The organism is Pantoea sp. UBA6567 (genome assembly GCF_002434165.1).
Classification (GTDB): Bacteria; Pseudomonadota; Gammaproteobacteria; order Enterobacterales; family Enterobacteriaceae; genus Pantoea; species Pantoea eucrina.
Genome location: NZ_DJJN01000002.1, coordinates 133603 through 140920, shown reverse-complemented (window position 1 = coordinate 140920; position 7318 = coordinate 133603). Strand labels below are relative to the sequence as shown.

At 57.2% G+C, this 7318-nt stretch carries 8 protein-coding genes and 1 tRNA gene; 3 read left to right on the top strand and 6 right to left on the bottom strand.

Translation table 11 applies throughout. From position 1 onward, the window contains the following. Positions 1-73 precede the first annotated feature (73 nt). From rlmM to B4M48_RS00970, 4 genes are all read right to left on the bottom strand, one after another. The gene (rlmM, locus tag B4M48_RS00985; RefSeq protein ID WP_039379921.1) at positions 74-1174 is read right to left on the bottom strand and encodes a 23S rRNA (cytidine(2498)-2'-O)-methyltransferase RlmM; all 1101 of its coding nucleotides are present in this window, start codon (positions 1172-1174) and stop codon (positions 74-76) included. Further along, a complete protein-coding gene (locus B4M48_RS00980) occupies positions 1167-1562 on the bottom strand; it encodes a DUF423 domain-containing protein (RefSeq protein ID WP_039379923.1) in 396 nt (131 codons plus the stop codon). The genes rlmM and B4M48_RS00980 overlap by 8 nt, the downstream gene beginning before the upstream one ends. 50 nt (positions 1563-1612) lie before the next feature. Next, entirely contained in the window at positions 1613-2530 is a 918-nt protein-coding gene (locus B4M48_RS00975) for a transcriptional regulator GcvA (RefSeq protein WP_039379926.1), read from the bottom strand. Between the two features lie 336 nt (positions 2531-2866). Beyond that, positions 2867-3091 carry a YgdI/YgdR family lipoprotein gene (locus B4M48_RS00970; protein ID WP_039379928.1) on the bottom strand — a complete coding sequence of 75 codons (225 nt, stop codon included), beginning with the start codon at positions 3089-3091 and terminating at the stop codon, positions 2867-2869. A 206-nt stretch (positions 3092-3297) separates the two neighbouring features. On the opposite strand from B4M48_RS00970, the gene csdA reads away from it, so the two are divergent. Both csdA and csdE read left to right on the top strand, forming a co-directional pair. Next, positions 3298-4503: a cysteine desulfurase CsdA gene (gene csdA, locus B4M48_RS00965; protein WP_071668550.1), complete on the top strand. Its 1206-nt coding sequence runs from the start codon at positions 3298-3300 to the stop codon at positions 4501-4503. Positions 4504-4507: 4 nt separating this feature from the next. Continuing rightward, positions 4508-4951 carry a cysteine desulfurase sulfur acceptor subunit CsdE gene (gene csdE / locus B4M48_RS00960; protein WP_039379933.1) on the top strand — a complete coding sequence of 148 codons (444 nt, stop codon included), beginning with the start codon at positions 4508-4510 and terminating at the stop codon, positions 4949-4951. Here csdE and tcdA read toward each other — a convergent pair. Further along, positions 4939-5745, bottom strand: coding sequence for a tRNA cyclic N6-threonylcarbamoyladenosine(37) synthase TcdA (gene tcdA / locus B4M48_RS00955; RefSeq protein WP_039379935.1), 807 nt, complete (start codon positions 5743-5745; stop codon positions 4939-4941). The genes csdE and tcdA overlap by 13 nt on opposite strands. A gap of 83 nt (positions 5746-5828) precedes the next feature. Then, the gene (gene mltA / locus B4M48_RS00950) at positions 5829-6977 is read right to left on the bottom strand and encodes a murein transglycosylase A (protein ID WP_071668551.1); all 1149 of its coding nucleotides are present in this window, start codon (positions 6975-6977) and stop codon (positions 5829-5831) included. Between the two features lie 205 nt (positions 6978-7182). Between mltA and B4M48_RS00945 the strand changes: the two genes are divergently transcribed. Continuing rightward, a tRNA-Met gene (locus B4M48_RS00945) sits at positions 7183-7259 on the top strand. Positions 7260-7318: the final 59 nt, after the last annotated feature.

The following is a 7318-nucleotide window of genomic DNA, read 5'->3' as shown; positions in this document are numbered from 1 at the left end:
ACGTCAGGGACGCATAAATGCGTCCCCTACAATCATCGTAGGGGCGCCATTAATGGCGCCCGTTGCTGACAGATCAGCGTTCGTCGCGGCGACCGCCTGCAGCAGCCCAGATACGCCGGACGTGTACCGTTACCTCTTCACGATCGTGATACAGCTGACGCGCCTGAATCTGGGCGTTGATACCCTGCGCTTTTAACGCTTCATCCATCATCGCCAGATTCTGCGTGACCTCTTCATAGCGCTTTTTCATCGGCAGCTTGAGGTTGAAAATCGCTTCACGACACCAGCCGTTTACCAGCCACTCAGTCATTAACGTGGCCACGCGCACCGGTTTTTCTACCATATCGCATACCAGCCAGCTGATATTGCTGCGCGGCGGGCGAAACTTAAAACCATCCTCACGACAGTGGGTAACCTGTCCGGTATCCATCAGGCTCGGTGCCATCGGGCCGTTATCAACCGCGTAGACCCACATGCTGCGCTTCACCAGCTGATAGGTCCAGCCGCCCGGGCAGGCGCCCAGATCGACCGCATACATGCCGCTTCCCAGGCGTTCGTCCCACTCATCGGCCGGCACAAACACATGAAACGCCTCTTCCAGTTTCAGCGTTGAGCGGCTGGGGGCGTCAGAAGGAAACTTCAGTCGCGGGATCCCCATATAGAATGGCGAATTATTTTCCGGCAGCGAATAACCTACATAGCAGGTGCCCGGAGCGATAAAAAACACGTGCACCACCGGCCGCTTAGGACTCTCATAATTGAGCAGGATATTGCTGGCGCGCAGGCTGGCACGCAGCGGCACCGTCAGCTTGCGGCAAAATTTAGTCAGCTCTTTAGCTTCGTTGGTATCCGGAACCTCAACCCGCAGCTCTCCCCCTTTCTCCACCACTCCGGTCAGCATGCCGGTAATGGGAGTAATGCGATCTTCGGGAGGTAAATCGCGCAGCAGCTCGCCAACCACCAGCATCTGCCGGGCAAAAATCAGTTCAGCAAACGGTAGCGAGCGCAGCAGCTTCTCTGCATCTTCTGGCTGATAGCACTCAAACAGCACGTAGCCCGCTTCTTCTTTTACCCGCGGAAAGCCGTAAATTTCCCGCTCTGCTGCTTTAGCGCTGATTTCTGCCGCGCACTCTTTTTCAAACCCGGGACGACAATAGAGTAATACTTTATTCATGGCGTTCTGCCTTTGTTTTCAGACGCAGCGCGCCAATCAACATCAAAAACCAGCCGATCAGGAAGCAAAATCCTCCCGCCGGCGTAACAAACACCCAGAACTGCAGGTGCGACAGCGCCAGGCAATAGAGACTGCCGCTGAAAAGAACGGTACCCAGCGCCATCGCTGCGCTGCTCCAGTAAAACCAGATATTAGCGCGTCGCAGCATCGCGGCACCCAGTCCCATTACCGCCAGCGTGTGGTAAGCCTGATACTCCAGGCCGGTATGGATCCACGCCATTTCAGATGGCCCCAGCGATTTACTTAATACGTGCGCGCCAAACGCACCAAACGCCACCAGCACGAAGCCGCTGATGGCTGCAAATATAAACATGGCACGACTGGACATCGATCTATCCTCATGGTCCCGCCGCACATCACTGTGCAGCGAACGGTAACTTAGTGATCGTAGCGAAAACGGAATTTTTCCTGTTCGGTAGCGGCTTTTTCCAGAATCCACTGACGAAAGGCGGCTATTTTACCCAGTTCTGCCTGACTGTCATGACAAACCAGATAAAAAGCGTTTTTACTTACCAGCACATCATTGAACGGGCAGACCAGGCGCCCTGCTTCGATCTCACTCTCTGCCATCACGTTGTTCGCCAGCGCCACACCCTGCCCATGGATCGCTGCCTGCAGTACCATGGCACTGTGGCTGAAAATAGGCCCCTGTTGCACATTGATATGCTGCAGTCCCAGCTGGCGGGTGTAGGCCTGCCAGTCACGACGCGACGCATCATGCAGCAGCGTAAAGTGCGCCAGATCGGCGGGCGATTTCAGCGGATTATCGCCGGAGAGCAGCAGCGGTGAGCAGACCGGCAGCAGATATTCAGCGTAGAGCTTATCCACCCGCAGGCCTGGCCAGTTGCCCCGGCCATAGAAGATAGCGACGTCAACATCGTCTGCCAGCTTCTCCTCTTCACGGTCTACCGCCTGAATACGCACGTCGATTCCCGGATAAGCCATATTAAAGCTGGAGAGACGCGGAACCAGCCACTGAATCGCAAAGCTCGGCAGCAGGCTGACCGTGAGCGCCCCTTTAGCGCTGCGCGCCTGCAGCTTGCGGGTCGCATCGTTAAGCGCTGAAAAAATCTCTTTGATATCGAGATAGTAACTCTGCCCCTCTTCCGTCAGCAGCAGCGAGCGGTTGCGGCGGCGGAACAGCTTGAGCCCGAGAAAATCCTCAAGCGACTTGATCTGATGGCTCACCGCCGCCTGGGTCACAAACAGCTCTTCAGCGGCTTTGGTAAAGCTCAGATAGCGGGCAGCCGCATCAAAAACACGTAAAGCATTGAGCGGCGGAAGGCGTTTAGACATGGTTTTCCACAGATGGATTCATAGTGTAAAACTGCAACTTATACAACGTCGTCAGCTATTAGATTTTTTAATCCGAGACATTATAATTTGTCCGTTGAGGAAGCTCCAGCAAATACCTATAGTTGCCGCACTTCCAGAGCCGGAACGAAAAGTTTTCTGAAAACGTGCGAGAGATCGCAGACTTTTGGAGAGCTTTTGGCTTGTGGTCGTGATGTTGTGTTTGCATTTTTTGATCTGAATCTTGCAGATCAAACTTTTAATTCCTGAGATTTACCCTGTCTGTCCAAAGTGATTTTATGTAGCACCGCAAATTGCGGTGCTTTTTTTTGCGTAATTTTACTGCCCCATCTCAACCATCTCTTTCACATCAGAGCGGTTAATCTGCTGCTCATTGCCATTGGCATCTTTATAGCTGATCATACCGGTATCATCATCAACTTTTGGCTTGCCGTCAGCGACAATCGTGCGGCCATCGTTCGTGTGCATAACATAGTTGCTGGAACAGGCCGCCAGGGTAAATGCCATGGTGCAGACAGCCAGCACTGCGGTAAGTTTGTTCATCTTCTATCTCCTTGCAGATTGATTGCATTAAACCGCCCGCAGCCACGACATTGCGCCATCAGCCTGAAAGCACGGCTGAAAATGGCGAACGGGTTATGCGGGTTTCGGTTCAAACCTTGCCATAATGAGCATAACGCGCTTTTACAGCTTTGCCAGCCTGCAGCCTGCTGTTACGGCTGGCCCTAAATCACCGGAGTGGGCCCGATATGACCATCTTCTCTCCTGGCGCTTTTCGTCAGCAGTTTCCTGCGCTAAACGATGCCGGCGTCTATCTTGACAGCGCCGCCACGGCGCTCAAGCCGCAGGCGGTCATTGATGCCACCGCACAGTTCTATTCGCTCAGTGCCGGCACCGTGCACCGCAGCCAGTTTGCTGCGGCGCGTGCGCTGACGGCACAGTATGAACAGGCGCGCGGCGTGGTCGCACAGTGGCTGAATGCCGCTGACGATCGGCAGATTGTCTGGACGCGCGGCACCACTGAGGCGATCAATCTGGTGGCGTACAGCTGGCTGGCACCGTGCCTGCAGCCGGGTGATGAAATCATCGTCAGCGAGGCGGAGCATCACGCTAACCTGGTGCCGTGGCTGATGGTGGCTCAGGCAAGCGGCGCCACGGTAGTGAAATGGCCGCTGGGAGCCGATCGCCGACCCGACATTGCCCTGCTGCCGGAGCTGATCAACACGCGCACCCGCCTGCTGGCCGTGAGCCAGATGTCAAACGTCACCGGCGGCTGTCCGGATCTGGCGCAGGCTATCGCGCTGGCGCATGAGGCGGGTGCAAAGGTCATGGTGGATGGCGCGCAGGGCGTGGTGCACTGCCCGCCTGACGTGCAGGCGCTGGATATCGACTTCTATGCGTTTTCCGGCCACAAACTTTATGGTCCGATGGGCATTGGCGTGCTGTATGGCAAAGCAGAGTTGCTGGAGTCGATGCAGCCGTGGCAGGGCGGCGGCAAAATGCTGACGCAGGTTGACTTCAGCGGATTTACGCCGCAGCCGGTACCGTGGCGCTTTGAGGCCGGAACGCCCAACGTGGCAGGTGTGGTGGGCCTCAGCGCGGCGCTGAACTGGCTGTCGCACCATCATCAGGAAAAAGCGGAGATGTGGAGTCAGCAGCTCGCCTGCCTGGCCGAAGAGCAGCTAAGCGCGCTGCCCGGCTTTCGCAGCTTCCGCTGCGGCTCTTCCAGCCTGCTTGCCTTTGATATTGCGGGGATCCATCACAGCGATATCGTCACGCTGCTGGCTGAACAGGGCATTGCGCTGCGTGCCGGGCAGCACTGCGCGCAGCCGCTGATGGCAGCTCTGGGCGTCAGCGGTACGCTGCGCGTCTCGTTCGCGCCTTATAATAACCTGCAGGATGTGGATGCGCTGGTGCGCGCCATGCACTGCGCCGTGAACCTTTTAGGTGAATAATCTCATGACAACCCTGCTCGCTCCCCACCCCTTTGGCCATACGATCACCGCCCAGGGGCTGACCGATACGTTTGCCCGCTTTCAGCAGTGGGAGGATCGCTACCGGCAGCTGATTCAGCTCAGCCGTCAGCTGCCGGCGCTGCCGGAAGAACTGAAGTGTGCGGAGATCGAGCTGAGCGGCTGCGAAAACCGCGTCTGGCTCAGCAGCCAGCAGCTGCCTGACGGCACGCTGCATTTTTATGGCGACAGTGAGGGGCGGATTGTGCGTGGCCTGCTGGCCGTGCTGCTGACCGCCACCGAAGGAAAAACCCCGGCACAGCTGCTGGCGCAGGATCCGCTGGCGCTGTTTGATACGCTGGGACTGCGCGCGCAGCTGAGCGCGTCACGCAGCAGCGGCCTGCAGGCGCTGGCAGAGGCGGTAATGCGCGCGGCGCGTCAGGCAGCCTGACGCGCCCTGCGCGCCTGAAACTTCTTCAGCGCGTGCGATACGGCGATAAATCCAAACGTGGCGGTCACCATGGTTGCCGCCCCGAAGCCTGCAGCGCAATCCATCCGCTTCGGGCCTTCTGCCGTGCTGCGCGAGGCGCATACGCTGCCGTCGGGCTGCGGATAGACCAGCGCTTCAGTGGAAAACACGCAGTCGATGCCCAGTTTGCCCTTACTGTTTTTTACCACGCCAAAATCACTTTTCAGGCGCTCGCGCAGTTTAGCCGCCAGCGGATCCTGGATGGTTTTCGCCAAATCGCTGACCTGAATCTGCGTGGGATCGATCTGTCCGCCTGCCCCGCCGGTGGTAATAAGCGGGACTTTATTACGCCGGCACCAGGCAATCAGCGCCGCTTTCGGCCGCACGCTGTCGATGGCATCAATCACATAGTCAAACCCGGCAGAGAGCAATTCGGCGGTGTTTTGCGGCGTGATAAAGTCGTCAATGCAGGTGACAATGCACTCCGGATTGATGGCGCGGATACGGGCGGCCATGACTTCCGTTTTTGCCTGACCGACATTGCCCTGCTGCGCATGGATCTGCCGGTTTGTATTGGTAATACAGACATCATCCATATCGATCAGCGTAATGTGTCCGATGCCGGTACGCGCCAGCGCTTCAGCGGCCCAGGAGCCTACGCCGCCAATACCAATTACGCAGAAATGCGCCTCTGCAAACTGCTGCAGCGCCTCCTGTCCATAAAGACGCGCCGTTCCGCCAAAGCGCTGTCGCCAGGCGTCGCTTACCACTTTCATATCTGACCTTTACTCCGGAATGCGGTGCGCCGCGTGGCGCACCCGATAATGTACTCTCCTGCAGAGAGCTGGCTGTCAGTGTATCAATTTGCACCGGTCAGCAGTGAACCGTTATTGCCGTTTTGCGCAGTGCTGAACAGCGGCTGCCCGGCACCGGGAGCCGTCTTCAGTACCCAGACGCGGCCGTAGTGGTTATAGAAGCCGGCCAGATGTGCGGCGTCCGGGCCTACGCCCTGATAGATATCAAAGTGCTGGCCTTTGATTGCGCCACCGACGTCCAGCGCCACCATCAGACGCATTTCATACTTACCGTTGAACTTACCTTTTGCATTCAGCTGCGGCACTTCCGCCAGCAGTGCCGTGCCCGCCGGGATCAGAGAGCGGTCAGAGGCAACCGACGCTTTGGCAATCAGCGGAACTGCGCTGGCACCCCGCACCGGCACGTACTCTTCAGGTTTAAAGAAGACAAAGGACTGGTTGGTCTCCAGCACATCACGCACTTCCTGCGGTGAATGCTCCTCAGCCCACTGCCGGATGGCCTGCATCGACATATCTTCGCGTTTGACTTCACCGCGATCGATCAGCTCTTTACCGATGCTGTGATAAGCCCAGCCATTTTTACCGCCGTAGCCAAAGAAGCGCAGCGGACGTCCGTCCCCAAAATCGACGTAGCCGCTGCCCTGCACATCCATCATAAAGTTGTCGATCAGTGAGTTGCTCCAGGCGATAACGTAGCGCTCATCGAGCGCGCCGCTATAAATGCCGGCGCGGCTCGGCAGCTTCGCCCCGCGCGGGCGCGGCGGCATGCGGTAAATAGGATACTGAAACTCGCCCTGCCGGGTATAACGCGCTTCCACTACCGGCGTGTAGTAACCGGTAAACTGCACGTTGCCATAATTGTCGGTGCCTTCCATCTGAAACGCATTCAGGCCGAACTGACGCAGCTGACGCGTATCTGCACCCGAAAGCAGCCAGTTCTGGATAGCGCTGTAGGTGTCATTATTACGGCTGAACAGACGCGAGGAAGCGGACTGAATCTGCTGCACCTGCAGGCCGAAATCCTGCCCGTTAACCGGACGCCCTTTGGCATTAGGCTCATTAACCAGCCCGAGCGGTTGCTCCAGCTTGCCATCAATATATTGCTGACCGCGATCGGTCGGCTTTGAGCTACAACCCGCTAATAGCGCCAGAAATGCGCCAGTGAGTGCATACTTTACCCGGTGTCCGTTCATGACTCTCTCTTGTTGTCGGTTGTTCGCCCGGCGACGATAGCAAAGCCCTGGTCATAATGAAATCTGCCACCCGCCATCGCCTTCACATCTGTACGTTTTTTCATCCGGATGCGACATTATTCAGCAACTGCTTATGGATTTCACCCGTTAAGCGCAAAAAGGGGTTGCATCGTCACGCGCCAGGTGTATAGTGCGCATCCACGGACGCGGGGTGGAGCAGCCTGGTAGCTCGTCGGGCTCATAACCCGAAGGTCGTCGGTTCAAATCCGGCCCCCGCAACCAATTCTTCTTAATGAAGAGACAATATGAAGTGTCGCTCAGGCGACAGACGGACGCGGGGT

Bases quoted from the DNA above. Each gene is read 5' to 3' on its own strand.
- rlmM (WP_039379921.1), bottom strand. From the start codon at position 1,174: ATGAATAAAGTATTACTCTATTGTCGTCCCGGGTTTGAAAAAGAGTGC.
- B4M48_RS00980 (WP_039379923.1), bottom strand. From the start codon at position 1,562: ATGTCCAGTCGTGCCATGTTTATATTTGCAGCCATCAGCGGCTTCGTG.
- B4M48_RS00975 (WP_039379926.1), bottom strand. From the start codon at position 2,530: ATGTCTAAACGCCTTCCGCCGCTCAATGCTTTACGTGTTTTTGATGCG.
- B4M48_RS00970 (WP_039379928.1), bottom strand. From the start codon at position 3,091: ATGAACAAACTTACCGCAGTGCTGGCTGTCTGCACCATGGCATTTACC.
- csdA (WP_071668550.1), top strand. From the start codon at position 3,298: ATGACCATCTTCTCTCCTGGCGCTTTTCGTCAGCAGTTTCCTGCGCTA.
- csdE (WP_039379933.1), top strand. From the start codon at position 4,508: ATGACAACCCTGCTCGCTCCCCACCCCTTTGGCCATACGATCACCGCC.
- tcdA (WP_039379935.1), bottom strand. From the start codon at position 5,745: ATGAAAGTGGTAAGCGACGCCTGGCGACAGCGCTTTGGCGGAACGGCG.
- mltA (WP_071668551.1), bottom strand. From the start codon at position 6,977: ATGAACGGACACCGGGTAAAGTATGCACTCACTGGCGCATTTCTGGCG.